The sequence below is a fragment of the Streptomyces sp. NPDC001156 genome, assembly GCF_053598275.1.
This window is the reverse complement of sequence record NZ_JBSFJX010000008.1, coordinates 96,594-122,544: the sequence shown is the minus strand read 5'-3', so window position 1 is coordinate 122,544 and position 25,951 is coordinate 96,594. Positions and strand designations below refer to the sequence as shown.

The window sequence follows — 25,951 nt, the reverse complement described above, 5'->3', positions numbered from 1 at the left end:
CCGGTCAGCGGGCCCACGGGGGAGCGATCCGCGTACCGTCGGCGAGTTTCGCCTCCAGACCGATGGAGGTGGTGACCCAGGAGACGGCGACCTCACCCGTCGGATTCTCGACGCCGAGGGCCACACCGGGATTGACGATCACCGTGTCCCCCGCGGTGATCCGCTCGGGGCGGCCGTCGAGCGTGATCAGCAGCTCACCGCTGAGCAGATGGAAGATCTCCTCCCGGCTGACCGTGTGCAAGGGGGCGCGGGTGCCGGCGGGGATCTCGCCGCCCTGCTCGCCGTCGCGGGTGAGCTGACGCAGCGCATTCATGCCGGTGTTGTCGCGCGCGGCTTCGAAGGGCTGCGGCCCGCGCACGGTTTCGCGTTCGCCCGGCTCGCCCCGGACGGCGCGACCGTCACGGAGCCGGCCGCCCACCTCGGGGTGACCAAGCAGGCGGCGAGCCAGCTCGCGGACGAGATCGTGCGCAAGGGGTACGCCGAGCGGCGGCCCCACCCCGGGGACGCTCGCGCCCGGCTGGTGGTGCTGACCGAGCGCGGCCTCGCCTGTACCCGGGCCGCCGAAGAGGCCGCGGCCGAGGCGGTGCAGCCGTGGGTGGAGCTGCTCGGGGAGTCCGAAATGCGCTCACTGCTACGTCGGTTGCTGTCCATCGCGCCCTATGGGCCGCTCAGGCCCGCATGGTGACGGGTCGTCACATACGTTCAGCCCATTACCAGAAACCATTGGCATGGTGGGCTATCGGTGAAAGTTTTTACTGACGCGTAACTTCCCAGAAGGCCTACTCGTTCGTAACTTGACGAGTGCACAGCATCCTCGTGATCCGGATCACAGGGCGTAGAGCCGTCGCACCCCCCATGAGCCGCAAGGAGATCACCCGATGCTGCCCTGGAAACGCCTGCTCAGACCGCTTGCAGCGCTTCTGCTGACCGCCTCGGTCGCCATCGTCCCGGCCGCCACGGCCGAAGCCGCCGCCCCGAGCAGCGGCTGGAACGACTACTCCTGCCAGCCGTCCGCAGCCCACCCCCGCCCCGTCGTCCTCGTCCACGGGACGTTCGCCAACTCCGTCGACAACTGGCTGGCCCTCGCCCCCTACCTGGAGAGCCGCGGCTACTGCGTCTTCTCCCTCGACTACGGCCAGCTGCCGGGCGTCCCCCTCTTCTACGGGCTCGGCCCCATCGCCACGTCCGCCGAGCAGCTCCAGACCTTCGTCGACAACGTGCTCGGCGCGACCGGCGCCTCCAAGGTCGACATCGTCGGCCACTCGCAGGGCGGCATGATGCCGCGCTACTACCTCAAGTTCCTTGGCGGCGCCGCCAAGGTGAACGCCCTCGTGGGCGTCGCGCCCGACAACCACGGCACCACCCTGAGCGGACTGGCCAACCTGCTGCCGTACTTCCCCGGTGCCGAGGAACTCCTCTCCGCCGCCACCCCCGGGCTCGCCGACCAGGTGGCGGGCTCCGCCTTCCTGGCCAAGCTCAACGCGGGTGGGGACACCGTGGCCGGCGTCCACTACACGGTCATCGCGACCAAGTACGACGAAGTGGTCACGCCGTACGGTTCGCAGTTCCTCAGCGGGTCCGACGTCAACAACGTCCTGCTGCAGAACCTGTGCGCGCTCGACCTCTCCGAGCACGTGCTGATCGGGCTCACCGACCGGATCGCCTTCCATGAGGTGGCCAACGCGCTCGACCCGGCGCACGCCACGCGGACGACCTGCGCGTCCGCGTTCAGCTGACCCGGCTGCCTGCCGACCACCGCGAGACGTCCGCAGCCGTCCCCAGCGGCTGCGGCCGTCGCCAGGGCCTGTCCGACCTGAGCCGCCGGACAGGCCCCGGAGTCTCACCGCCCGCGCCGGCCGCCATCCGACGCGCGGTCACGGACCGACGCGGACAGGGCCGCGGTGAGCACGAGCGGGACCACGCCGACAGACGGCTCCACGGCCGGATGTGACCTGCGGCCGATCCCGTGGGGGGAGCGATCAGCAAGCTAGCCCCAGGAGCCGTCGAAGTCGCCTGCTGGGGGCGAGAGGAAGAGATCCTTATGGCGCCGTTAAGGCAGGCCTAACCGAGCGCTCAGGGAGAGGGGTTCGCAGGCCCCGGCTCACCTGCGCTTGTGCGGCGCCATCGTCCGTGGCAGTCCGTGTTCGTCCGCAATCAGACGCCGTGATTGGCTCCCAGAATGGCTCCCTCGCGCGGAGAGGACACCGGGACAGCACTGTGGCGCCCGCCCTTTTTCGGCTCACCTCCGCTCGATGTCGGCATCGATGCCGGACTCCGTGGTGCGACCCCTCGTCGCGCCGGCCAGTCGCTGATTGCTGACGGCCCCGTCCCGCGGATGACCCGCCTCGCCCCGTCCGCAGCTGACCGCCCCGACACGACCCGTTTCACGGATCGGCCCACCTCACCCCGCCCCGTCCCACGGATGGGCCCCCGGCCCTGCCCGCACGAGGTGCGGCCCGCACCCCGCGAAAACGGGCAGGTCAACGAGGTGCCCGGACCGGAGATGCGATCACCGGGGTTCGGCGATGCGATGGAGTCATGACCACGACCAAGAGGGGCGCGGCGCGCCTGCACAGCCTCTTCGAAGCCAGCTGTGACCGGGTGCCCTCGGCAACGGCACTGGAGTGCGGGGAGCACGTCCTGACCTACGCCGAACTCGACGCCCACGCCAATCGGCTCGCGCACCTTCTCCGCGGGCTGGGCGTCGGCCAGGGATCCCGGGTCGCGATCCTGCTGCCGCGATCGGTGGACATGTACGCCGCGCTGCTGGCGGTGGGCAAGGCGGGCGCCGCGTTCGTACCGGTCGACCCGGCGGCGCCCCCGGACCGGGTCGCCTTCATCACGGCGGACGCGCAGGTGGACGTGGTGCTGACGGTGTCCGAGCTGGCGGCCGGGCTGCCGGCGGGGGTGCCGGACCGCGTGAAGCCAAGCCTCAGGAAGCCGAACCTTCGGGAGTCAGACCTCGAGAAGCCGTGCCTCGGGGAGCGGACGCGGCTGGTGGAACTCGACCGGTGCGGGGCCGCGTTGGCCTCCGTACCGGCCACCCGGCCGGACACCCCGGATGTCCGGGGTGGGGCGACAGGCGTCCGGCGGGGAGCGGCGGGCCTGCGGGCCGACGAGCCCACCGCCTGCGCGGCCGGCGACGACCCCCTCGCCTACATCATGTACACCTCGGGCTCCACCGGCCGTCCCAAGGGCGTGGCCATCGCGCACTCCAGCATCTGCAACTTCCTCGACGTCGTCCCGGACGTCTACGACATACGTCCGGAAGACCGGGTCCACCAGGGCATGATCATCGCGTTCGACTTCTCCATCGAGGAGATCTGGCCGACCTGGACGGTCGGCGCAACCCTCGTCGCAGGGCCGGTCGGCTCCGGAACCGGGCTGTTCGGCGCCGAACTGGCCGACGCGCTGGAGGAGTCCGGAATCACGGTGCTGTACTGCGTGCCGACGCTGCTGGCGACGATCCCCAGGGATCTGCCGGGGCTCCGTACCGTCGTGGTGGGCGGCGAAGCCTGCCCGGCTCAGCTCGTCGAGCGGTGGAGCCGGCCGGGCCGCCGGATCCTCAACACGTACGGGCCGACGGAGACGACCGTCACCGCGACCGTCACGGAACTCCGGCCGGGGCGGCCGGTCACGATCGGCACATCGCTGCCCACCTACACGGTGGTGCTGCTGGACGACCGTCGCCGGTTGGTCCCCGCGGGGGCGGTCGGCGAAATCTGTGTCGGCGGTCCCGGTGTCGCCCGGGGCTATGTGGGGCGTCCGGAACTGACCGCGGAACGCTTCATCGAGCACCCGCTGGCCCCCCGGGGCAGCCGGCTCTACCGCACCGGCGACCTCGGCCGGCTCACGGCGGACGGCGAGATCGAGTTCCTGGGGCGGGCCGACGACGAGGTCAAGGTGCGGGGATACCGGGTCGATCTCGGCGAGATCGACAATGTGCTGCTCGAAGATCCCGGCGTGGCCGAGGCTGCCACCGCGCTCGTCGCGATACCGGACCAGAACGGAGCGGGGAACCGCCGGGAACTGTCCGCGTACGTGGTGCCGACGGCACACGGCACGGCGCGGCGGACCGGCACGGTGTGGGCCGGGACGGGGGACGAGGATGCCCTGATCGCCCGCCTGCACGGGCACCTGCGGCAGCGGCTCCCCGCCTATATGGTCCCGCAATTCCTCGACATCCTGCCTCGGCTGCCCGCCTTGCCGAGCGGCAAGGTGGACCGGAAGCAGCTGCCCGCCCCGACCGGCCGACGGCTGGTCAGCGGGGGGCGTGTGAAGGCCCCGCGGGGCGAGTTGGAGACCCAGGTGCGGGACGTCTGGGCGGAGGTCTTCGGCATCGCCCCCGACGCGCTGTCCACCGAGGCGGACTTCTTCGTCGATCTCGGCGGGCACTCGCTGCTCGCCGCCCAGGCCGTGTCGCTGCTCCGCGGCCGGGGCATCGGGGCCGGCGTCGGCCCCACCCTGCGCGACCTCTACGCCAACCCGACCGTGGGCCGGCTCGCCGCACGCCTGGACACCCCGGACGACACCCCCAGGATGCGCGGCGAGGGCCCGGCCACCGCTGTCGACGGCTCGCCCACGACACCCCTGGCCCGCCCCCGTCCGCTCCGGCACGGCAGCGGCCGGATCGCCGCCGCCGGTCTGGTCCAGGCCGGAGTGATCTACCTCCTGCTCTCCCTCATCACCCTCCCCTTCGCCGGTGTCGACAGCTGGCAGGGGGGCCAGGTCACCAGCGGGACGCCGGTCCCCGTGCAGTCCGTACTCGCGGCACTCATCAGCTACTTCGGCATCCGCTGGCTGCTGCCCGCCGTCCTCGCCCGCCCCCTCGCCGCCGGCATCCGGCCGGGCCGATACCCTCTGTGGGGCGCGACCTACATCCGACTCTGGGCGCTCGCCCTGCTGCTGAGAGTCAGCCCGCTGCCCGAGCTGAGCGGCTCCCCCCTGGTCGGGTGCTATCTGCGGCTGCTGGGCGCCCGGATCGGGCCGCGGACGACCCTCGCCACCAGCGCCGTCCCGCTGCCGTCCCTGCTTCAGGTCGGCGCGGACGCCTCGGTTGGCTACGGCGTCATGCTGGGCGCCTGGCGGGTGGCGGACGGCTGGGTGACGGTCGCCCCGATCGACATCGGCCCCCGCGCCTACGTGGGCGCGCACGCGGTGCTGGAGCCGGGCGCCCATATGGAAGCCGGTTCCGGGCTCGGCGAGCAGTCGGTGCTCGGCGAGGGCGAGGTGGTGCCGGCCGGGGCCCGTTGGGCCGGATCGCCGCCGGTCCCGGTGGAGGCGCTGGCCCCGCACGTCGAGGACATGCTGCGGGCCGGCGGCACGGCCGAGCGCCGACGGCCCCGGTATGTCGCCGCGGCGCAACTCGGCGTCGTCCTCCTCGAAATCCTCAGACTGGCCGTCGCGCTGCCGAGCTCCGCGCTGATCTGGTTCACCTGGCTCGCCTGGGGCACTCCGCTCACGGTCCTGGCCGGCCTCATCCTGGCGGGCCCGCTCTACGTCGTCACCGCCTGCGCCGCGATCGCCCTCGCCAAGCGGCTGGTGCTGCGCCGCTCCCCGGTCGGCACCCACCCGGTCCGATCGGTCCTGGGCATCCGCAAGTGGCTCTCGGACAAGCTGCTGGAGTCCAGCCTCGCCGTCACCAACTCCCTGTACGCCACCCTCTACACCGTCCCCTGGCTACGGCTGCTGGGCGCGCGCATCGGCCCCGGCGCCGAGGTCTCCACCGCCTCCCACCTCGACCCGGACCTGCTCGCGCTCGGCGAGGGCAGCTTCGTCGCGGACATGGCGGGGGTCGGCGGCGCCGCCTTCGCGGGCGGCCGGGTCGACTGCCGACCCACCGAGATCGGCCGCCACGCGTTCGTCGGCAACGCCGCTTACCTGCCTGCCGGGACGCGGACCGGGCCGGGCTCCCTGATCGGCGTCGGCACCGTCCCGCCGCAGGACGGGGTGCCCGCCGGCACCTCCTGGCTGGGCTCGCCCGCGATCCACCTCCCGCAGCGCCAGAGCAGCGGCAACTTCCCCGAGGAACTGACGTTCCGGCCCACGCCCAAGGCGGTCCGCCGTCGCCTGGCCATCGAGTTCTTCCGCGTCACCATGCCCGCGTCCGTTCTGGGCGTGACCGCCTTCCTCTTCTTCCTCGCCCTCTCCGGCGTCGCCCACGACACCGGCCCGGCCCTCTCCGTCCTCCTCGCCCCCCTCCTCCTCATGACCGCAGGCCTGATCGTCATCGCCTACTGTGCCCTGCTCAAACGCCTCGTCATCGGAACCTACGAGCCGCACGTCGCGCCCCTGTGGAGCTGGTTCGTCCGCCGCACCGAGTTCGTCACCGGTCTCTACGAGGCGGCCGCCGTCCCCGCCGGACTCGCCACCCTCACCGGCACCCCGTTCCTGCCGCCCGCGCTGCGCCTGTTCGGCGCGCGGATCGGCCGGCGCACGTGGATCAGCACCACCTTCCTCACCGAGTTCGACCTGGTCGAGGTCGGCGATGAGGCGGAGATCGGCCCAGGCGTAAGCCTGCAGACGCACCTGTTCGAGGACCGGGTCATGAAGATGTCGAAGGTCACCGTCCGGGCAGGTGCCACCGTCGGCAGCCGCACGGTTGTGCTGTACGACGGGGTCGTCGGTGAAGGCGTCTGGCTCGACGCCCTCTCCTTGGTCATGAAGGGCGAGTACCTCACTCCCGGCACGGCATGGCGCGGCGTCCCCGCCCAGGGCCGCGCCCTCCGTCCCGCCGACGACCCGTCACCCCAGCCGACCCCTCACCACACGAGCCACTCCCGGTGACAACCACCAACCGTGGCGGTGAGTATCCATGCCACCTGCTTCCGACTTCCTCCACTCCCTCCGCCGGGCCTTCGGTGCCCGGAGCACCCCGGAGCAGCCTCCGCTCCCCGCTCCCGGCGGACGCCCCCTGGCCCTCGTCTACCGAGGCCCGGCCGCCCGCCCCGCCGGCTGCTCCGAGGCGGTCGCCGCACTGCTCGCCTCCGGCCCCTGGGACCTCGACGTCCGCTACACCGGACCGCACGAGGAGATCCCGCTCTCCGCCGCGGCCCTGGCCCACGCCCACGTCTACGCCCAGCCCGGCGGAGGCTCCCTCTCCGCCGCGTACCGCCGCCTGAAGAAGCACGCTGACGAGATCCGCGACTACGTCCACGGCGGCGGGCGCTACCTGGGCTTCTGCCTGGGCGGCTACCTGGCCGGCGCCACCCCCGGCTTCGCGCTCCTCCCGGGTGACACCGACCAATACATCGCCACGCCCGGCGCCACCGTCCGCAACGACCGCGACACCCTGGTGGAAACCGCATGGCGCGGCATCCCCCGCACTCTCTACTTCCAGGACGGCCCGCACTTCATCCTCGACCGCGACGCCGACGTCACCATCCTCGCCACCTACCCGAACAGCACCATCGCCGCCCTGGTCACCCCCTTCGGCAGCGGCCGCGTCGGCGTCGTGGGCCCCCACCCGGAAGCCACCGACGCCTGGTTCCTCGACGAGGGCCTCTCGGTCCACCACACCCACGACCTGGGGCTGGACCTGGTGGGGGCAGTGCTGGAGTGACCAAAGCCCGCTCCCGCACGGCAAGTTGAATGCCCGGCGTACGGGGTGGAACGCGTCGTATCCCTTGGTCGCCGCCCGAGGCCTCGCGTTTTCCGGACAGGTGTCTGACCGTCCATTTCACGCGGGGATCCGCAACTTCTCGTACTCGGCGTGGACTACGAAGGTCGTACGGTCCGTCGCCGAGGATCGACGCCCGACCACCACCGAAGCTGACAGACGCGCCCGGGTCCTCAGTTGCCGAGGACCTCGACCGGGTGAACCATGTCATAGGTACGATTTGTCACGCTTCGAGTAACAAGGATGGGGTTTCGTCGAGGATTACACGTGCGACCTGTGGAGGACTCATGTACACGACTCGATTCCGTGCACGTTCCGCCGCCGTCTGCGCCGCCACCCTGTGCGTCATGGGTGCCACGTCGCTCCCGGCCCTCGCTTCGTCGTCGTTCTCGCTGTCACCGGTCTCCACCCTGGACAGGCAGCTCCTGACCGCGGCCCATCAGGGAAACCTGTGGGAAATCACGGTTAGTCAGCAAGCTCAGCGCGCCGCGACCACCGCCTGCGTCAAGCGGGTCGGTGCCGACTTCATCCGCGACCACACCGCCCTTGATGCCGGTGTCGTAAAGACCGCGGCACAACTCGGCGTGGCACTTCCGTCCGGGCAAACGGACGCACAGCTGAGGCAATCCGCCGCCCTCGAGTCCCTCGCCGGGACGCCCGCGTACGATGCCGCGTGGCTCAAGGCCCAGTACCCCGCCCACGTGGAGACTCTCGCGCTCATCGACAAGGAGATCACCTCGGGCACCAACCCGCTCGTGAAGTCCCTGGCCAAGAGCGCGCGCCCGGTGGTCGCACATCACACCCAGATGGTCAACAACGGCATGTGCCACGCGTAGGCGCCCTCATCCTCGACCGCACCGCGGCTACTCTGACGCCCAGAGCGGTTCAGCGACCTGGCACAGATGTCGAACTGGCTTCCATGCCAAGCACTTCAATTGATGCCGCAACGTAGCGGGCGACTCACGGGCGCGCACAGGTGCGCCTGGGCGCGGATAGGTGCAGGCTCCGGTCGCCGCCCGATCCTCAGCCCGGGGAGACGAAGCCGGACTCGTAGGCCGCGATGACCGCCTGTGTGCGGTCCCGTGCGTCAAGTTTCGCCAGTACGGAGCTCACGTGCGACTTGACGGTTTCGGTCCCCACGACCAGGCGCGCGGCGATCTCCGCGTTGGACAGGCCACGCGCCATGAGACGCAGCACGTCCCCCTCCCGCTCGGTCAGTGCGGCACGCTTCATGGCGGTCCGGGCCGCAGCATTGCAGTGGTCCCGGCCGTAGGAGGCGGCCAACTGCCGCACCGCGGCCGGGAACAGCAGGGAGTCGCCCTCGGCCACCAGCCGTACGGCGTGCACGATCTCCGCCGGCCGTGCCCGCTTGAGCAGGAAGCCGTCGGCGCCCGCGCGTAGCGCCCCGTACACGTACTCGTCGTTCTCGAAGGTCGTCACACCACGATCTTCGGCGGGTCGGGCACCGTGCGCAGCACCGTCCGCGTGGCCTCGATGCCGTCCATCAGCGGCATGCGTACGTCCATGACGACGACGCCGGGGCGTAGTTGCCGTACCGAGGGGATTACGGCGGCCCCGTCGGCGGCCTCGCCCACCACCTCGATGTCCGGTTGGGCCTCCAGCACAGCGCGCAGGCCGGCCCGTACGAGGGGCTCGTCGTCGACCAGGAGAACGGTGAGCGGCATCCGGTCAGCCTAGATCACCGCAGTGGCAGATCGACGTGCAGCAGCCACTGGCCGCCGTCCTGCCCAGCCCGGGCCTCGCCGCCGAGCATCGCGGCACGCTCACGGATTCTGCGCAGCCCGCTGCCACCGCCCGTGCCGGCCATCGACGTCTCTGCAGGCAGCGGATTGCGTACCTCGAGGTGCAGGCGCGTCTCCTCCACGGCGATGCGGACGCCGATGCGGACGGGGCCCGCGTGCCGCAGCACGTTGGTGAGAGCCTCCTGGAGCATCCGGTAGGCCTCACGGGAGACCGGTCCTGGAAGGTGCTCCAACATCCCGGTCACCTCGGCGTCCACCCGCGCACCCGAAGACCGCGCGGATTCCAGCAGACGGCCCGCCTCGCCAAGAGCCGGCCGGGTACCGGCCGGCCGCCCCGTCTCGCGCAGCACGAGCAGGACTCGATCCAGGTCCTCCAGCGCGGCCCGTCCCGTCTCCTCGATGGCATCCAGCGCCCGATCGGTGAAATCCGGGTCGCCTGCCGCCCGGGCAGCACCCGCCTGCACCACGGCCAGAGTCAGCGCGTGGCCGAGGGTGTCGTGCAACTCCTGTGCGATGTGGTTGCGTTCCAGCAGTTGTTCGGTGCGCTTCTCCAACTCGGACAGACGCTCCTTGACCGACGGCCCGAGCAGCCGGCGAGCAGCCCGGGCCATGAGCGCACCCGCCCCTGCGGCCACCATGACGCGATCGCCTTCGGGGTCACCGCCGTCTCCTCGGAGTACGCGGGCGGTGCCCTGCGGATCTCCCTGTCGGCCGTGCCGCACCGGGGCCTGTTCTACGCGGCCAAAACGGCAATCGTGGCCACCGCCGCCCTCGTCGTAGGGCTCGCCACCGGGTTCACCACGTTCTTGGTGGGCCAGGCGTTCCTGGGGCAGTACGCCATCGGCCTCGGCGAGCCAGGAGCACTGCGGGCCGGCATCGGCGCGGGGATCTACCTCACTTTGATGGCCCTGTTCGCCGCGGGACTCACCTTCCTGCTGCGGAGCGCCGTCGCGGTGCTCAGCCTGCTCATCCCGTTCATCCTGATCGTGTCCTTCGTGGTCGGAGACATCGCCGAGGGCGTCGCCGCCCACCTTCCGGACCGTGCCGGACAACAAGTCCTGCACCAGGACCCGGCGGGAGGCCTCGGCCCTTTGACAGGTCTCGCGGTGACGGCGCTGTGGGCGGCAGCCGCGCTCCTGGCCGGTTGGCGGGCCGTGGGCCGACGCGATGCCTGACACTCCGGTACGTGTCACTCTCCCTGAGCGGGTGACGGCACCATGAGCGAGTCCATTTCAACCTGGGGGCGCGGTCCGTCCCGTTCGGTCCTTGGGAGGTCCTTTTCTGAACCGGCCTTCCGGGCGGGTGATGTTGGACGGCCCGTCGAGTTCGACGCGCATTCGACAGGCACGCTCCGGCCGCAGCTATTCCCAAGCAACTTCGATCAATAACTCACAGTGAGAATTTCGTCACTCTAACGGGTGGCATCGGATGGCGGCTCCATCCACCCCGTTCCTAGCCTGGGTTCATGCGTTCGATTCGACTGGAACGCATGAACCACTCAAGGAGGTCAAACCATGACCCGCACCAAGCTCCTCGCCCTGGCCGCCGCCCCCGCCCTGGCCGTCGCCCTGGCGTCCCCCGCACTGGCCATGAGCATGACCGACCCGCCCCCCGTCGCAAGCAGTTCGGTCGAGTCCATCGCGGGCGGCCAAACGAAGGTCGTCACGGTCACCTGCCCCGAGGGCACCGGTGCCCTCAGCGGTGGCTGGAGCGTGTCCTCCGCCAGCATCGACGTGACGGGCAACCGTGCGGTGAGCCCGACACAGTGGCAGATCCAATTCCAGAATGAGTCGCAGCAGTCCGGCAGCGTGCAGGCTTTCGCTCGCTGCGCGCTCTGACGGCGGGCACTCGCCGTGGCAGGTCTTCCCGTTCACTGCCAGGGGTGCTGAACGGGAAGGCCCTCGCCGCCGCGGACTCGATCCTGGCCCAGGGCATGAGGGGGAGCTTGCCGACGATCTTGTCGACGCGGTTGCGCGGGCCGACGATGCTGACCGCGCAGTAGTCCATGTCCTCGGTCTGGGTCTTGCCCACGGCGGCGACGAAGTCGCTGTAGACGCGGGTGCTCTGAACGCCGCGAAGTCGCCGACGTGCAGACCATGATGATCTACGAGCACGTTCAGCCCCGTTGCATCGAGCCGACCCGTCCGGATCGCCCCCGCTCCTCGGGCAAAGCCCGCTGAAGGGTCTCCTCACCGCGCTCGCGCATCCGACCGCCATGACCACCGGCGCGGTGGCAGGCCTGATTGAGTGATCAGGAAGGGCGGTTGAAGGAGCCTGCCGGCTCAGGACGGTGGACTTCAGGCTCAGGGGCGAGGTCAGAGAGACAGCGCACGCTCGAGCGCGGCTCGGTCTGCCGGTGCCCCGTGCGCCGGGAGTACGACCTCGACCGGCAGCGCGAGCAGCGGACGCAGCCATTCGACGACCTGCTCGCGTGTGACGCCGCCCCGCAGCCAGTCGTTGATCTGCAGGCCGTGGCCGAAGTCGACCAGTGTGTCGCCGGGGATCAGGGCCGCTGCGCTGTCGGCCCAGAGCACAAGGTCGTTGTGCTCCCTGCCGGTAAGCGCCTCGATCCCCATCGGAAGCCGGTCGCCCGCCGCGTACAGATGCCCTTTGCCGCTGTCCCCGGCGAACAGCCAGGCGACGTCAGGGCTGCCGCCGCCGGCCTGCTCGGGAGTGATGCCGAACTTGCGCACGAGGTCGTCGGCGGTGTCGGGCGGCGGCACGAACACCGGCGTGTCGAGGCTCTCGACCAGGCTCCGCGTGTCGCGCTCGTGCCACGGCGCGGTGAGCACCACCACCGGCTCGCGGTCGGCGGCGAGTTCGAGGAGTTCGTCCGGCACGGACAGCGGGTCGAAAAGGAGAAGACGGGCGCCGTCGTCGATGGCGTACGACGACACCTGCTGCGGCCACCGCTCGTCCGGCGTCCAGTCCGGGTGCGGCGCCTGCCAGTGCCAGACGCCGGTCGCCACTTCGCGCATGCGGGGGACCTTATTGGCCTCGAAGTCCGGTGAACACCCCTTCAGAACCCGCGAAGCCACGGCCGACGGAGCCGCCCGAGGCCCCCTCCCGGCCCGGTGGAGGGGGCCTCGTATGAGCTGAGCGGCAAGGCATTTGGCCCCCGCGCGGCCCGTCCGGCCCGGAACCGGCGGGCCGACGTCGCGGGGTAAGCGGAACCTACGCCTCCCTCGACCGAAACGGAAGACCTAATTCCTCTTGTTCTTCGACGTGCACCGACGCAATCTGAACCCCCCACGCACTGCACAACCTGAACCCCCCACGCACTGCAAGGGAGCAGACCATGGGCCGCGCCACTCAGACCCACCGCGTCGTCGAGTACTGGACGGACAAGGGCACCCACGTGATCTTCCCGGTCGAGCGGAGCGAGGAAGTCGACCGCATGACCGACCGGCAGGTGATCGCGAAGTACGGGGACCCCGAAGCCGGGGCGGTCAAGCGCGTGGCCCCATAGGGGGTCGCCGACTCGCCGCGTGCGCGGACGGTCCAAGGGGCCGTGCGGCCGACGTGATGCCGGGCGGAGGCTGCTGCCCTTCAACACGGGCGCGGGCAGGGGCGGTGGGCTGGCCGGCTCAGCCGTCCGGCCACCACACACGTGCGATGTCCTTGCGCACCTCTTTGCGCTCGACCGGGAGCTCGTCGGCCTCCTCGCGCACTCGGCGAGAGTCGGACCTCTTCAAGGGCTTGTGCACGGTCACTCGGCGCATGGCTGCCTCCTTGTGTCTACCGGGTTCCGCGTTTGGGTGGAGGTAGACCCTTTGGCGAGGGTTGCTCATGGATGGCTGTCTGTCTGTGGCGGCTGTCACGATTCGACTGTCAGTGGTGCCTGTCACCCTGGGGTCATGACCAGGCATATGACCAGGTACATGACCAAGAACATGGCCAGGAACAACCGCTCCGAAACCTCGGGGGGTGGCTCGGGCGTGGACTGGGACGCCGCGGCCGCCGCCTTCGACGACGAGGCGGACCACGGGCTGCGCGATCCCGTGGTGCGTGAGGCGTGGGACGCGCGCATGGGCGAGTGGCTGCCGCAGCAGGCCGGTGACGTGCTGGACCTGGGCTGCGGCACCGGTAGCCTGTCACTCCTCGCCGCCGAGCGGGGGCACCGGGTGACCGGCGTCGACCTGTCTCCGGCCATGGTCGCCCTCGCCCGGGCCAAGCTGGCCGGCCGTGACGCCGTGTTCCTGGTCGGTGACGCGGCGGCCCCTCCCGTCGGCGAGCAGCTCTTCGACGTCATCCTCGTCCGTCATGTGCTGTGGGCCCTGCCGGACCCGGGCCGGGCGCTGCGGCACTGGCGGGGGCTGCTGCGTCCCTCGGGCACCTCCCATGCGGTCGGCAGCGGGGGAGGACGCCTGGTGCTGGTGGAGGGAGTGTGGGGGACGACGAGTCCGGTGGGCGTGCCCGCTGACCGCCTGACCGCCCTCCTCGCACCCCTCGTGCGGGACATACGTGTCGAGTCGCTGTCGCACGACGCCCGGCTGTGGGGGAAAGAGGTGGACGACGAGCGCTACGCGGTGGTGGCGGTGACCTGACCGCCGGCGGCTCAGGCCAGCAGGTTCCCGAATCCGTCCCCGCGGGCGAGGAGTTCGAGGGCGTCCAGGGCGCGCACGGCGGCCTCGGCGGCGTGCGGGTCCCGCGTCGCCAGGCCGCTCGCCGCGAACTCGTCCTCGTCCAGGCGGAGTACGGTACCGCCGTCCGCTGAACGCCACAGGTCCAGGTCGAGGTCCTCGACGACCAGTTCGCCGCCGGAGAGCGCGGCGGGGCGGGTGATGTCGCAGTACCAGCCCTTCAGGGTGCCCTGCCCTGTGCGTACCTCCTTGACGGCGTACCAGCGGTCGCGCCAGTAGTACTCGGTGAAGACGTCACCGGGCTCGAACCGCACGAAGCCGAAGTCGCGCACGCCGTCGCCCGCCCAGGGCGCGCGGACGGTGATCCGGGTGCCGTCGTCGTGCAGCAGCTCAGCGGGATAACGGATCTTCACACGGCCCGACTTGACGAGGGCGACGTCCACCCGGGCTGCGGGGTCAGCCGAGTTCGCGGACATGGCGCACCTCCGTCGCGCAGATCTCGTAGCCGAACCACTTGTTGATCGCGATCATCGGGCCGTTGCCGGCGTCGTTGCCGGTGAACGCCTCGGTGTACCCGGCGGCCCGGGCGCGGTGCAGGGAATGGTTCTTGGCGAGCTTGGCCAGGCCCCGGCCGCGGAAGGCACGGGCTGTGCCGGTCATCACCGTGCCGTAGCGGACGCCTCCGTCGGTGCGGGCCATGCTGAAGGCGACGGGGCGGCCGTCGACCACCGCGACCGAGGTCAGCTCCGGGCTGAACAGGGGGTGCCTCCAGGTCTCCTCGAGCCAGGCCTCGTATTCGGTGAACTCATGGCCGATGTCGCTCGGTTCGTCGGAGATCGTTTCCGCGTCGAGACGGAAGAGGGGACCGGGGGCGTCGGCGAAGTCCGATCCCGTGCGCAGTTCGACACCCTGCGGGGCCTCCTCGAGTGGGGGCAGGTCGTGGTTCGCGAGGTCGAGGCGGAGGAAGTGCGCCGAGCGGCTCGGGCGATAGCCGTGCCGTTCGGCGAAGGCGCGGTTGCCCGGCTCGTCCAGGACCCAGGCGAAGACGGTGGTGGCGCCCACGGAGGCCAGATACTCCTCACCGGCCCGCACGAGAAGCGATCCCGCGCCGCGACGGGTGCGATCCGGCTGCACGTAGATGTTGAGGTACGCCTGGCCGGGCTCCGAGCTGTCGTGAGCGAGACCCACCTGGGCCGTCCCGATCGTCTCGCCGTCCTCCTCGGCCACGAGCGGGCGGTAGTGGGCGTCGGGGTGCATATGGCCGATGTCGTAGGCGATCGACTCCGGGGTGAACAGAACGAAGGGGAGGGCCAGTCGCCGGACCCGGGCGAATCCCTCGGCGTCGGCTCGTACGGAGGGGCGGAGGTCGCGCACGCTGATGGTCATGGGCGTGCACGCTACGCGGGGCGGGTAGGGGAGTCCTCCCAATTTTCCGCGGGTGCGGGACAATCGGCGCGTGACCTTGAAGATCCACATCACGGAGGCGGGTGCGCCGTACGAGCAGGTGCGCGCACAGATCGCCGAACAGGCCCGGTCGGGGGCGCTCCCGGTGGGATACCGGCTGCCGACCGTGCGCGGGCTCGCCGAGTCGCTCGGTCTCGCGCCCAACACGGTGGCCAAGGCCTACCGCGCGCTGGAGACGGACGGGGTGATCGAGACGCGGGGGCGCAACGGCACGTTCGTGGCTGCCGCAGGTGCGGCCGCGGAGCGGGAGGCGGCGGCGGCCGCGCAGGCATACGCCGAGCGGGTGCACCGCCTCGGGCTCAGCGAGGCCGAGAGCCTGGCAGCGGCCCGGGATGCCCTGCGGGCGGCCTACGGAGGGTAGCCACACCTTCCGGAGCCGGGTTCACAGCTGTGCCGTGTCCGCCGTCCGCAGACGCCGTGGCGTGCGGGTCACCGCCAGGCCTCCCGTCGTCGCCACCCGGGCGAACACCGACGCGTCCAGGACCGCCGCCGCGTGCGGGTCGTTGTTGAAGTAGGCGTAGACGTCCTGTTCGTCGGGCCAGGCGGCCGCGATGCGGTGGACCCAGGAGATCAGGGACCGGCGGCCGTAGTGCGGCCACGGCCGGGCGCGGCCCGCGTGGAAGCGGACGTATCCCCAGTCGGCGGTCCGCCACAGCGGGGTGACCGGGCGGGAGAGCACATCGGCCCAGCACAGCGCCGCGCCCCTGGCCTCCAGCACCTCGCGCACCTGCGGGGTCCACCAGGAGTCGTGGCGCGGTTCGACCGCCACCCGGGTGCCGGGCGCGAAGCAGGCGAGGCAGTCGTCCAGGAGGCCCGGGTCGGCGCGCAGATTGGGCGGCAGCTGGAGCAGGATGGGGCCGATCCGGTCGCCGAGTCCCGCCGCGTGGCTCATCAGGCGGTGCACCGGCTCCTCGGGCTCCTTCAGCCGCTTGATGTGGGTCAGATAGCGGCTCGCCTTGACCGCCACCACGAAGTCCGGTGGAACCCGCTCCCGCCACGCCTCGAAGGTCTCCTGCGACGGCAACCGGTAGAACGCGTTGTTGATCTCGACCGTGGCGAACTGTCGCGCGTACTCCTCCAGCCACAGCCGCATGGGCACGTCGGCGGGGTACAGGACGTCGCGCCAGTCCTTGTACTGCCACCCCGACGTGCCGACGAACAGGGTCATACGTCCATCAAAGCACCGACAGCGGGCTTCCACCGGCAGGGCTACAGGTACAGCCCGGAGTCCGCCCCCGCCCGCGGGTCCGGCACCGACGCCGGAGATGTGCCCCGCCGCAGCGCGTACAGCTCCGCCAGCGACGCCCCGTCGCGTCCGACGCCCTCGTCCCGGCCCAGCCAGCCCACCGCCTCGGAGCGGGTCAGGTGGCCGACCTCGATCCGGGCCAGGCAACGGCCGGGGCGGACGACGGCCGGGTGCAGGCGCTCCAGGTCCTCGTTCGTGGTGACGCCCACCAGAACGTTCCTGCCCTGCCCGAGCAGTCCGTCCGTCAGGTTCAGCAGCCGGGACAGCGCCTGGCCCGCCGTGTGCTTGGCCTCGCCGCGGATCAGTTCGTCGCAGTCCTCCAGCAGGAGCAGACGCCAGCGGCCCTTGCCCGCCCCGTCCTCCTCGCCGATTGCGATGTCCATGAGGTAACCGACGTCCGAGAACAGACGTTCGGGGTCCAGTACGCAGTCCACCTGGCACCAGTCGCGCCACGAGCGGGCCAGTGTGCGCAGCGCCGAGGTCTTGCCTGTGCCCGGCGGACCGTGGAGCAGCAGCAGACGGCCCCCGATGTCCTCGGGCGTCGTCTTCATCAGACGGTCCATGGCATCCGCCACCGGCGCCGTGTAGTTGGCCCGGACCTCCTCCCAGGTGCCGGCCGTGATCTGCCGTGTCGTGCGGTGCGGGCCCCGCCTCGGTGACACATACCAGAACCCCATGGTCACGTTCTCCGGCTGCGGCTCGGGTTCGTCCGCCGCGCCGTCCGTGGCCTGGGTGAGCACCTCTTCGGCCAGTTCGGCGCTGGTCGCGGTCACCGTGACGTCCGCGCCGCGGTTCCAGCGCGAGATCAGCAGCGTCCAGCCCTCGCCCTCCGCGAGCGTGGCGCTGCGGTCCTCGTCACGGGCGAGCCGCAGCACCCGGGCACCCGGTGGCAGAAGCGTGGCCCCGGAGCGCACGCGGTCGATGTTCGCCGCGTGCGAGTACGGCTGCTCGCCCGCCGCGAAGCGGCCGAGGAACAGCGCGTCGACGATGTCGGAGGGTGAGTCGCTGTCGTCGACGTTGAGCCGGATCGGCAGCGCGTCGTGTGGGTTCGCGGACATGCCGCGATGATCCGTCACGTGGGCGCCCCGTGCATCCGGTTTCCGAGGTGCGTCGGGTGTGTCGGCTGTGTCCCGTGCTTCCGGTACGTCCTGTTACGGGGATGTCGTATGACAAAACCTGCCCCTGGGTCGACCTCCGCCGTTACTGTTGTCCATGATGGGGAGTCATGGGTGGGTTTCGGGGGGGCGGCGGTGGCGCCTCACCGCGCTGCTGGGCGCGGCCGTGGTCGCACTGGCCCTGGCGGTGACGCTCGGCACGCTGCCCGACGGCGGAAGCATCAGAGGTACCACCACCGAGGGCGAAAAGGTGCACGGCACACCGGGCACCCCGCCCGAGAACACGGCACCCGACGTCGGCTGGGGCTTCACCCACACCCAGTTCAGCGCCGACGACGGCAGCGACGGAGCCACCCGGCGGGTCGAGGACCTGCTGTCGGCGAACCGGATGCCGCAGAACCAGCACATCATGGGCTGGGGTGCGGGCAACCCCGAGCCGGTCAAGGGGCATTACGACTTCGCGGAGATGGACCGCCGCATCGACTTCATCCGGGACTCGGGCAGTACCCCGGTGGTGACGCTGTGCTGCGCCCCGGACTGGATGAAGGGCGGCCGAGCGGGCGTCGACAGGACCGACTGGAGTCAGGCCGCGCTGGAGACCGCCCCGACCCGCGACCACTACAAGGACTTCGCGGCCCTCGCCGCAACCGTCGCCAAGCGGTATCCGGACGTGCGCCACTTCGTCGTCTGGAACGAGTTCAAGGGCTTCTGGAACAACTCCCGGGCCCGCTGGGACTACGAGGGTTACACGGAGCTGTACAACCTCGTCTACAAGGCGCTCAAGCAGGTCAACCCGAAGATCATGGTGGGTGGACCGTACCTCGTCATGGACAGCGTCGACCCGCGGCAGCAGCACGACGCCTCCACCACCCTGCGCGGGCCGTGGGGGGCGATGGACCAGCGGGTCCTCGACGCCTTCGACTACTGGAACGAGCACAAGGCGGGCGCCGACTTCGTCGTCGTGGACGGCTCCAGCTACACCGACGACAACGAGCTGCTGCCCGACGAGTTCGGTGCCACCGACAAGCTCACCGACGTCAGTGCCTGGGTACGGCGCCAGACCGGCGACCTGCCCCTGTGGTGGGCCGAGTATTACGTGGAGCCCTCCGACGGCAACGACGACCGCAAGGGCTGGAGCGAGGACCACCGGGTCGCCGTGCAGGCCGCCGGGATGATCGCCATGGTCAAGGGCGGCGCCACCTCGGGTTTCTACTGGAACCCGGAGGAGGAGAAGGGCCCCGACTGCCCCGGCTGCCTGTGGTCGCCGACCGACTCCGCGAACGGCGGAAGGCCGCTGCTCATGTACGACCTCGTCTCCCGGTTCGGCAAGGAGTTCCGGCCGGGGACGAAGTACACGACGGTCCAGGTCGCCGAGGACGTCGACCCCGATGTGCGCGTCCTCGCCACCGACAGGGTCGTTCTGGTGGTGAACACCCAGGGCCGCACGATCAGCGCCGCGATCGACGGCAAGAAGTTCGACATGAAGGCGTACGAGGTGAAGTGGCTCGAGCGGTGAGCCGCCGCACCCCGTACGCCGGTTGACGCTCAGCCCTTGCCCAGGGTCAGGAACCGCTGGACCAGCGAGGCCAGCAGCACCGCCACCAGGGGCAGGGAGAACCAGAAGCCGGCCCGCAGCCATCGCATTCGCCGCGCACCGGGCCGCACCGCGACCCGCGCGACCTCCCGCGCCGTGAGCAACGGGACCAGTACCAGGGCCGCGAGAGCCCCGACGACCGACCACCGCGTCCAGGTCACCCGAGGGCCGATCGGACCCGGTTCCGGCTCCGCCACCGCGCCCGCGGGCTGCTCGCGCAGCGCGTACAGGGTGACGTCGTCGTTGACGAGGACCTTCGTCAGTTCCTGGCGGTCGTCCAAGTTCGCGATGAGCCGCGACTGCCAGGTCGGCGAGTAGCCCGCGCCCATCTGCAGGGAGACCACCTGACTGGCGTTGACCATGAGGTACGAGTTCGGGCCCGCGTCCTTGAGTGCCTTCACCAGGCCCGCCACCAGGCCCGGATCGACCGGCGCGAGCGTCGGCACGTACTGCACCTTCTCCATGTCCCTGGCGCCCCACGGCATCGCCGGAGTGACGTCGTCGGACGTGTCGTTGCTCAGCCACAGCAGCCGTACGGTCGGGTCGTCGTGCGCGTACACGTAGTCCATCGCGGCGACCTCGCCCGCGCGGACCCGCTCGAACGGCTCGTTGCCCCAGCGCGCCACCAGGAAACCGCCCATCAGCAGCAGGCCCGTCAGGAGAGCCGCGACCGGGGCGAGGTGCCTTCGGTCCTTGGCCCGCTCGGCAGCCGTCACCCCTGTGCGCGGGAAGAGGGCGAGTCCGGCGAGCAGGGCCGCGCCGGGCACGGCGAACATGAAGACGCGCAGGGCCATCTCGCCGCCGTACGACTGCATGCCGAAGCCCAGGAACGGGACGAAGGCGAGGACGAGCAGCGACCGCTCCCGGTACTTGTTCGCGCGCCGCCGCCACCAGCCCCAGCACGCGAAGGCCAGCACGAAGCCGGCCAGCATCACGCGCGTGTACAACACGAGCTTGTGAGTCGGGTCGCCGCCCTGGATGCGCCCCGATACGGAGGTCGACACATTGCTGCCGAGGCCGCCGACGCCGCCGAAGAGTTCGTCGAAGTGCCCGGACCAGTACGGCTCGGCCATGAAGCAGACCCAGAACGCGACCAGCACCGCGAACAGCAGAGGAAGCCCCCGTAGTTCGCAGCGGCCCACCAGGACGAGTGCCGTGAGCACGCCCAGCATCATGAACGGGGTGAGCTGATGGGCCGGGACGCTCGCCGTGTACAGCCCGATGAGCACCGTGAGCAGCGCCGCCCGCTGCCCGCGCCCGGCCGGTTCGACCTCCGCCTCACCTGGCCGTGCCGTCGTCCAGAGCACGCGCGGGGCCCGGAACCACACCAGCAGCATGGCCACGAAGACCAGGTAGAGCAGATAGGTGAATCCCTGCGGGGAGAAGTAGTCCTGGCCGACCCAGCCACTGAGCACGAAGATCCAGATTCCGGACCACTTGGCCCGCCAGCTCGCTCGCAGTGAGCGGACCAGCAGGAACATCGGCGCCAGATACAGGAGCTGGATGGCGAGCGGCCACCAGCGGATGACCTCGGTGAGGTCGGTGACGCCGCAGGCCTTCGCGACGAACGCGGTCGCCGCGAAGAAGCCGGGCCAGCTCCAGCGCGCGTCCAGGTCGGGCACGGCCGACCCGGTCCGGTCGATGTAGTCGAGGAAGCCGAGGTGCTGCCAGGCCGTCGGGAACCGCGGTTCGGTCTCGATCACCGCGGGCAGCGCGTGCAGCGATACGACTGTGGCCAGCAGCGTGGCCAGCAGCAGAACCCTGGACTCGCGCTCGCGCCGCAGCAGCGCGGCGAAGACCACGACCAGCAGCGCGGCCCCGGCCAGGGTCGGCAGCGGCAGGACCGAGACAAGGCCCAGACCATCCATCCGCTCCAGGGCGGCGTCGTCCAGCCTCAGCGCGGGCACCCAGTACAGCAGCAGCGCGCAGGCGAGCAGGCAGCCCAGCAGAAGCCCGGCCCGGGTCGGGCGGAACCGGTGGGCGCCGCCGGGAGAACCGGAGGAGAGCGGGTCGTCCGTGAGCGGTGCGTCGTCCGTGGCTTCTCGCGCCGGGACAAGGAAGGACTCGTCCGCCTCCCGGCCCCGGTCTCGCTCGACCGGGGGAACCTCCGGCTCGGTGCGCTGGTCCACCTGACCGTCGGGTGCCGGGAGCCGCAGCGCCGAGGCCGGTCGGTCGTGCCCACCGGACACCGCTGGGATCCCGGTGGGCGGGGTGCCCGGGCCGGGGCGCACGTCCGGCCGCCGTTCCCCATGGTCGAAGTCGACATGGATGCCGAGCGCGAGGGTGTCGGGGTCCAGGTTCTTCGCCCAGGACGGCCCGCTCCTCGGCGCGGGGACTTCGCGCGCCCCCAGGTCGGCGAGGTCACCGTCCGGTGCCGCGTCCTCGGGCGGGGTGTCCGCCGGGGACGCGCGCAGGATCTTGTACAGCTTCGGCGCCGCGATCGCCACGATCACCGCCAGGCTGGAGATCTCCGCGACACCCGCGCCGGTCAGCCCCATACGGGGGAGCAGCAGGAGGGTCAGCCCGAGCACCAGGACGCACAGCAGGCCCTGGAGATAGGCCAGTCCCGAGGTGCGACTCTGGGCGCGCAGCACCGCGAAGTACGTCTCCATGACCACCCGCAGCGCCGCGCCGACCGCGAACCAGCGCAGCAGCGGAGTCGCCGCCTGGGCGTACCCCGCGCCGAAGACGTGCAGGATGAAGGGTGCGCCGATGAACAGCACCCCGCACACCGGCAACAGGATGCCGGCTATGCGCTTGAGCGCGGCCCGGGTGTTGGCGGCGAGCCGCACCGGGTCGTGCGAGCCCTCGACGGTGAGCGAGGCGCCCATGTTGATGGCGAGCAGGTTGATGGTGCCGCCGATGGCGGTCGTGACGTAGAAGTACGCGTTGTCCGCCGCACTGACCTGTGAGGCCACGATCACCGGGACGAGGTAGACGACCGCGAGCGAGAACAGTGAGCCGGTGTAGTCGCCGGCCAGGAACCGCCCGATCTCCTTCGGCGACGGGGGGTCGGTGTGCGCCGCGGTCGCCTTGGCGTGCCGGGGCACCAGGCGCCGGAACACCAGCCAGCCGAGCGGGACGACGGACGTGGCGATGGCCGCGACCCAGGATACGAAGACGCCGGTCGTCGGGATGGCCACGGCGAACGCCACGAGCAGCCCGAGCTTCACCACGGAGAAGACGGTGTTGCCCACCGGGACCCAGGGCGCGCTGCGCAGACCGGTCAGCACACCCTCCTGGAGGGTGAGCAGGTTCCAGGCCACGACGGCGAGGACGAAGCCGAGTCCGTTGACGGTCCCGTGCAGAAAGCGGTACGAGGGCCCCCAGACGTGCAGGGTCAGCAGGAAGACGCTCGCGGCGCAGGCCACGACGACCGAGCTGCCCACATACGTACGCAGGATCAGACGCCGGGTGCTCCGCCCCGAGACCGGGATGAAGCGCGCCAGCGCGCCGGTGAGAGTGACCGCGGTGAGCCCCGCGAGGAACTTCATCGCCGCGATCGCTGCCGAGCCCTGGCCGACCGCGGAATCGGAGTAGTAGTGGGCCGCCACGAGCCAGTAGCCGAGGCCGAGCACCGCGGAGATACCGGTGTTGAGCATCAGCGCGTAGGCGTTGCGGAACAACTGGCTGCCGCCGCCTCCGCCACGTCCGCGAAGCCGCAGGCGGCGTCCGGACCGCTCGGGCGACGCGGTCGTGGACTGAGCGATCTGGGCTGTCGTCGTGTCAGACACGGGAAAAGACGGCCTTCCGGCGAACCTGTCGCGCTCGTCGGACCGCGGCGTACCCCTTGGTCAGGATGCGGTCCCTGGCGAAGTTGCGGGCGATCGCACGGCCCTGGACGAGCCGTTCGAACTCGTCGGCGCCGGTGCTGCGGCGCACGGTGACGCGTTGCAGCGCGTACGGGCCCTGGCGGCGGCGCGCCAGGGTGTTGCCGACCGCGAGCGACTGGCGGTACCCCGTCTCCCGCACCGCGCGGCGCACCCGGCGGCTCGAGTAGCCGTAGGGGTAGGCGAACGACACGGGGCGCGTGCCCAGTTCGCCGGTGATGATCTCCGCGCAGCGCAGCAGTTCGAACCGGAGAGGGTCGTCGGCGAGCTGGTCCATCTCCGGATGCGTGTGGCTGTGCCCGCCGATCTCGACCCCGGCGGCCGCCAGTTCGCGGACCTGGTCCCAGTCGAGCATGGTGTCCAGGCCGCCGCCGGTGTCGTGGGCGCCCCGGATCCAGCCGGTGGAGACGAACAGCGTGGCGGCGAAGCCGTGCTTGGCGAGCACGGGCAGGGCGTGCCCGTGCACGCCCTCGTAGCCGTCGTCGAAGGTGATGAGGACGGGCCGCTCGGGCAGCGGACCGCCGCGCCGCCAGCTGCGCGCCAGGTCGGCGGTGGTGACCGGGGTGAATCCCAGGTCCGCGAGCTGGGCCATCTGCTCCACGAACGCCTCGGGCGCCACCGACAGGGCCCGCGTCGCGTCGTTCGGTGCGGTGGCGACCGAGTGGTACATGAGGATCGGTACGGCCTGGTCGTTCATACGGTGTCCCCCTCTTGGTCCGCGATGTCCACCACCGAGAAGGTGGTGCCGCCCCTGCGCGCCCGGACACTGCCGAGGACGTAGCCCCCGGCGGCCGTGAGCACCCCGGCGACGATCGCGCCCGCCCGGCCCGCGCCGCCGGGGCGGGCCAGCAGGGCGTCGCGCAGTCCACGGGCCACCCCGGCGGGCAGCACCCGGGTGGCGTAGCGGCGCTCCGACTCAAGGCCCTTGCCGGAGCCGACGCTGCGGGCCACGAGTGCCTTGGAGAGGCCCTCCGCGTAGGTGCGGGTGCGGAAGTAGGCGAAGTGCTCGCGCGGTTCGGGCACCCGGTGGTGGATCACCGCGCGGTCGTCGATCAGCAGGATCGCGTCGGGCCTGGCCCGGGTGAGGCGGATGCACAGCTCCGTCTCCTCGCAGCCCAGCGGGCGCTTGTCGCCGTCGCGCCCGATACCCGTGGCGAAGCCGCCCGCCGCTGCGAACGCGCTGCGCCGAAAGGAGGCGTTGCCGCCGAGGACGTTGCGCACCCGGACCCGTCCGGGCGGCAGGCCCCTGTAGGTGCAGCCCACCACCCAGTCGAACTCCTCCGGGAACCAGGCCGGACGGCGGCCGGACGCCCAGATGGGCATCGTGCGGCCGCCGACGGCCATCACCCGCGGGTCCTCGTACCCTTCGGCGAAGTGCTTCAGCCAGTCGCGCTCGGCTACGGCGTCGTCGTCGAGGAAGGCGACGATCTCACCGTGCGAGGTGGCGATTCCGGTGTTGCGGCCCGCGGACAGGCCGCGGGGGCCCGCGTTGGCGAGCACGCGGACCTCCTCGACCTCCTTGTACTCATTGGTCAGCCGTTCCAGGAGGGTCTCGTTGTGGTCCACGACCAGCAGCGTCTCGAGAGCCGGCCGGGACTGCGTCCGCACCGAGGCGACCGCCGCGAGGATGTCCTCCCAACGGTCCTCGGTGTAGACGCATATCACCACGGAGATATCCGGATTGTTCACGACGCCTCTCCTTGATCCGAGTTGAGTGCCACGGCGCGCGGGCGGCGACGCAGTGAGCGGCGGTTGGAGCGCTCCTGGAGGATGACCTTCAGCACCCGCAATCCGTCGCGTACCGCGCGCAGATTGCTCGATCCGTGGATGCGCAGGTACTCGTGGCTGGGAATCTCCTGGACCTTCAGCCCTGCCTTGACCACCCGGATGTTCATCAGGGTCTCGACCTCGAAGCCCGTGCAGTCCAGCTCGATCTTGTCGAGGCAGTGCCGCCAGAACGCGTTGTATCCGTAGCAGAGGTCGGTGTAGCGGGCGCCGAACTTGGCGTTGACGACCGCGCACAGCACCCGGTTGCCCAGCTTGCGGATCGGTGTCATGTCCGAGGTGCCGCCGCCGTTCGCGAACCGCGAGCCCTTCGCGAAGTCGGCGCCGGACACCAGCGCGGAGACATAGCTGACGATCTCTTGGCCGTCGGCCGAGCCGTCCGCGTCGACCATGACGATGATGTCGCCGGTGCAGGCCTCGAACCCGGTGATCAGGGCGTCGCCCTTGCCCTTGCCCCGCTGCCCCACGACCTTGACGTCCGGCCGCAGATCACGTGCGACCTCGACGGTGTTGTCGGTGGAGTTGCCGTCGACCAGAACCACTTCGTGGATCCAGTCCGGAAGGGTCTTGAAAACGTAGGGGAGATTCTCCGCCTCATTCAGGGCGGGGATCACCACGCTCACCGGCGGCGCAATGGCCAGGTGTGAGGAGATGGGGCGGTACTTTCCCTGAGTTAACGGATCTTGGTCCGAAACTGCGGGGCGCAGAACAGAACTCATGATGGTGTCCCTCTCGTCCGGTGGACCGTCCGCCCCTGGATGGTCCGGCTGTTTATCCGGTTCGAAAGGGGGGTTTCTCACTTACGGAATGCCGAAATGGATCTCCGGGCACGCCGGGTGAGCTGGCAAAGCTAGCCGACTGCCGCAAAAGGCAGCCAGTCGCGCGGCACGACTCGTACGACCGAGATCGCCGAGTACGTCACGCCCCTACCGCGCCCCGCGACGGAACCATCG

The 25,951-nt window shown here is 70.8% G+C and carries 21 protein-coding genes and 4 pseudogenes; 11 read left to right on the top strand and 14 right to left on the bottom strand.

The annotated features are described in order from the left end of the window. Positions 1 to 4: 4 nt before the first annotated feature. Positions 5 to 271 (bottom strand): annotated as a pseudogene (locus ACWDA7_RS07110) (cupin domain-containing protein); the annotation flags it as partial. On the opposite strand from ACWDA7_RS07110, the gene ACWDA7_RS07105 reads away from it, so the two are divergent. The 5 genes from ACWDA7_RS07105 to ACWDA7_RS07085 all read left to right on the top strand — a co-directional run bounded on the left by ACWDA7_RS07105 (position 236) and on the right by ACWDA7_RS07085 (position 8,454). Next, positions 236 to 685, top strand: coding sequence for a MarR family winged helix-turn-helix transcriptional regulator (locus tag ACWDA7_RS07105; protein ID WP_450603164.1), 450 nt, complete (start codon positions 236 to 238; stop codon positions 683 to 685). The pseudogene ACWDA7_RS07110 and the gene ACWDA7_RS07105 sit on opposite strands and share 36 nt — an antisense overlap. A gap of 193 nt (positions 686 to 878) precedes the next feature. Then, entirely contained in the window at positions 879 to 1,736 is an 858-nt protein-coding gene (locus ACWDA7_RS07100; protein ID WP_450603163.1) for an esterase/lipase family protein, read from the top strand. An 802-nt stretch (positions 1,737 to 2,538) separates the two neighbouring features. Further along, a complete protein-coding gene (locus tag ACWDA7_RS07095) occupies positions 2,539 to 6,786 on the top strand; it encodes a Pls/PosA family non-ribosomal peptide synthetase (RefSeq protein WP_450603162.1) in 4,248 nt (1,415 codons plus the stop codon). A gap of 28 nt (positions 6,787 to 6,814) precedes the next feature. After that, positions 6,815 to 7,561 (top strand): BPL-N domain-containing protein, encoded by a 747-nt coding sequence (locus tag ACWDA7_RS07090; RefSeq protein ID WP_450603161.1) that lies wholly within the window; start codon positions 6,815 to 6,817, stop codon positions 7,559 to 7,561. Between the two features lie 344 nt (positions 7,562 to 7,905). Then, positions 7,906 to 8,454, top strand: a complete 549-nt coding sequence (locus tag ACWDA7_RS07085; RefSeq protein ID WP_450603160.1) for a DUF4142 domain-containing protein — start codon at positions 7,906 to 7,908, stop codon at positions 8,452 to 8,454. Positions 8,455 to 8,641: 187 nt separating this feature from the next. Here the strand turns inward: ACWDA7_RS07085 and ACWDA7_RS07080 are convergent. Further along, a pseudogene (locus ACWDA7_RS07080) lies at positions 8,642 to 9,303 on the bottom strand (response regulator transcription factor). A 14-nt stretch (positions 9,304 to 9,317) separates the two neighbouring features. Beyond that, positions 9,318 to 10,007, bottom strand: a pseudogene (locus ACWDA7_RS07075) (sensor histidine kinase); the annotation flags it as partial. Here ACWDA7_RS07075 and ACWDA7_RS07070 point away from each other — a divergent pair. Further along, positions 9,915 to 10,556 carry an ABC transporter permease gene (locus ACWDA7_RS07070; RefSeq protein WP_450603159.1) on the top strand — a complete coding sequence of 214 codons (642 nt, stop codon included), beginning with the start codon at positions 9,915 to 9,917 and terminating at the stop codon, positions 10,554 to 10,556. The pseudogene ACWDA7_RS07075 and the gene ACWDA7_RS07070 sit on opposite strands and share 93 nt — an antisense overlap. Positions 10,557 to 10,895: 339 nt before the next feature. Next, positions 10,896 to 11,219 (top strand): hypothetical protein, encoded by a 324-nt coding sequence (locus tag ACWDA7_RS07065; protein ID WP_450603185.1) that lies wholly within the window; start codon positions 10,896 to 10,898, stop codon positions 11,217 to 11,219. Positions 11,220 to 11,373: 154 nt separating this feature from the next. Here the strand turns inward: ACWDA7_RS07065 and ACWDA7_RS07060 are convergent. Both ACWDA7_RS07060 and ACWDA7_RS07055 read right to left on the bottom strand, forming a co-directional pair. Then, positions 11,374 to 11,598 (bottom strand): annotated as a pseudogene (locus ACWDA7_RS07060) (hypothetical protein); the annotation flags it as partial. Positions 11,599 to 11,696: 98 nt separating this feature from the next. Beyond that, on the bottom strand, positions 11,697 to 12,359 hold the full coding sequence (locus tag ACWDA7_RS07055) for a hypothetical protein (protein WP_450603158.1): 663 nt from the start codon (positions 12,357 to 12,359) through the stop codon (positions 11,697 to 11,699). A 320-nt stretch (positions 12,360 to 12,679) separates the two neighbouring features. On the opposite strand from ACWDA7_RS07055, the gene ACWDA7_RS07050 reads away from it, so the two are divergent. After that, entirely contained in the window at positions 12,680 to 12,850 is a 171-nt protein-coding gene (locus ACWDA7_RS07050; protein WP_450603157.1) for a hypothetical protein, read from the top strand. 118 nt (positions 12,851 to 12,968) lie between these two features. Here the strand turns inward: ACWDA7_RS07050 and ACWDA7_RS07045 are convergent, their stop codons facing one another. Continuing rightward, a complete protein-coding gene (locus ACWDA7_RS07045; RefSeq protein ID WP_450603156.1) occupies positions 12,969 to 13,103 on the bottom strand; it encodes a hypothetical protein in 135 nt (44 codons plus the stop codon). Between the two features lie 171 nt (positions 13,104 to 13,274). Between ACWDA7_RS07045 and ACWDA7_RS07040 the strand changes: the two genes are divergently transcribed. Continuing rightward, positions 13,275 to 13,928: a class I SAM-dependent methyltransferase gene (locus ACWDA7_RS07040; RefSeq protein WP_450603184.1), complete on the top strand. Its 654-nt coding sequence runs from the start codon at positions 13,275 to 13,277 to the stop codon at positions 13,926 to 13,928. An 11-nt stretch (positions 13,929 to 13,939) separates the two neighbouring features. Here ACWDA7_RS07040 and ACWDA7_RS07035 read toward each other — a convergent pair whose 3' ends face one another. Continuing rightward, positions 13,940 to 14,440 (bottom strand): DUF402 domain-containing protein, encoded by a 501-nt coding sequence (locus ACWDA7_RS07035; RefSeq protein ID WP_450603155.1) that lies wholly within the window; start codon positions 14,438 to 14,440, stop codon positions 13,940 to 13,942. Beyond that, positions 14,421 to 15,350, bottom strand: coding sequence for an N-acetyltransferase family protein (locus tag ACWDA7_RS07030; protein ID WP_450603154.1), 930 nt, complete (start codon positions 15,348 to 15,350; stop codon positions 14,421 to 14,423). Before ACWDA7_RS07030 ends, ACWDA7_RS07035 begins: the two co-directional genes overlap by 20 nt. A gap of 70 nt (positions 15,351 to 15,420) precedes the next feature. On the opposite strand from ACWDA7_RS07030, the gene ACWDA7_RS07025 reads away from it, so the two are divergent. After that, on the top strand, positions 15,421 to 15,789 hold the full coding sequence (locus tag ACWDA7_RS07025; protein WP_450603153.1) for a GntR family transcriptional regulator: 369 nt from the start codon (positions 15,421 to 15,423) through the stop codon (positions 15,787 to 15,789). Between the two features lie 21 nt (positions 15,790 to 15,810). Here the strand turns inward: ACWDA7_RS07025 and ACWDA7_RS07020 are convergent, their stop codons facing one another. After that, the gene (locus ACWDA7_RS07020; RefSeq protein ID WP_450603152.1) at positions 15,811 to 16,596 is read right to left on the bottom strand and encodes a DUF72 domain-containing protein; all 786 of its coding nucleotides are present in this window, start codon (positions 16,594 to 16,596) and stop codon (positions 15,811 to 15,813) included. A gap of 41 nt (positions 16,597 to 16,637) precedes the next feature. After that, the gene (locus tag ACWDA7_RS07015; RefSeq protein WP_450603151.1) at positions 16,638 to 17,732 is read right to left on the bottom strand and encodes a DUF5925 domain-containing protein; all 1,095 of its coding nucleotides are present in this window, start codon (positions 17,730 to 17,732) and stop codon (positions 16,638 to 16,640) included. Positions 17,733 to 17,889: 157 nt separating this feature from the next. On the opposite strand from ACWDA7_RS07015, the gene ACWDA7_RS07010 reads away from it, so the two are divergent. After that, complete coding sequence (locus tag ACWDA7_RS07010) at positions 17,890 to 19,305, top strand: GH39 family glycosyl hydrolase (protein WP_450603183.1); 1,416 nt, start codon at positions 17,890 to 17,892, stop codon at positions 19,303 to 19,305. A 29-nt stretch (positions 19,306 to 19,334) separates the two neighbouring features. Here the strand turns inward: ACWDA7_RS07010 and ACWDA7_RS07005 are convergent, their stop codons facing one another. Genes ACWDA7_RS07005 through ACWDA7_RS06990 form a run of 4 tightly spaced genes read right to left on the bottom strand, consistent with a single transcriptional unit; the run spans position 19,335 to position 25,717 of the window. Beyond that, a complete protein-coding gene (locus ACWDA7_RS07005; protein WP_450603150.1) occupies positions 19,335 to 23,117 on the bottom strand; it encodes a lipopolysaccharide biosynthesis protein in 3,783 nt (1,260 codons plus the stop codon). After that, positions 23,110 to 23,910 (bottom strand): polysaccharide deacetylase family protein, encoded by an 801-nt coding sequence (locus ACWDA7_RS07000; protein WP_450603149.1) that lies wholly within the window; start codon positions 23,908 to 23,910, stop codon positions 23,110 to 23,112. The genes ACWDA7_RS07005 and ACWDA7_RS07000 overlap by 8 nt, the downstream gene beginning before the upstream one ends. Next, a complete protein-coding gene (locus tag ACWDA7_RS06995) occupies positions 23,907 to 24,902 on the bottom strand; it encodes a glycosyltransferase family 2 protein (RefSeq protein WP_450603148.1) in 996 nt (331 codons plus the stop codon). Before ACWDA7_RS06995 ends, ACWDA7_RS07000 begins: the two co-directional genes overlap by 4 nt. Continuing rightward, complete coding sequence (locus tag ACWDA7_RS06990; protein WP_359391694.1) at positions 24,899 to 25,717, bottom strand: glycosyltransferase family 2 protein; 819 nt, start codon at positions 25,715 to 25,717, stop codon at positions 24,899 to 24,901. The genes ACWDA7_RS06995 and ACWDA7_RS06990 overlap by 4 nt, the downstream gene beginning before the upstream one ends. Positions 25,718 to 25,951 lie beyond the last annotated feature (234 nt).